Annotated in this window: 1 rRNA gene; it reads right to left on the reverse strand. The window is 52.6% G+C overall.

The window, feature by feature from the left end:
• Positions 1–234: ribosomal RNA gene (locus C457_RS20760) — 23S ribosomal RNA — on the reverse strand; the annotation flags it as partial.

The following is a 234-nucleotide window of genomic DNA, read 5'->3' on the forward strand; positions in this document are numbered from 1 at the left end:
GGAGTGTTTAGTCTTCGCAGTTGATGCCTGCGAAATTCACGAGGGATATCCAACCCCCGCTATTCTGGAACAACCCCGGGATCTGGTTCATACGTTACGGGGTTTTCACCCTGTATCACGCTCCGTTCCAGGAGACTTCACGTATGATCCAGGTCCGTTATGGGTAGTCCGTACACCACATTGCCCGAAGGCTTCGGTTTGGACTGTATCGCGTTCACTCGCCGTTACTAACGA

Origin of the sequence: Haloferax prahovense DSM 18310, assembly GCF_000336815.1 — an archaeon.
Taxonomy (GTDB): domain Archaea; phylum Halobacteriota; class Halobacteria; order Halobacteriales; family Haloferacaceae; genus Haloferax; species Haloferax prahovense.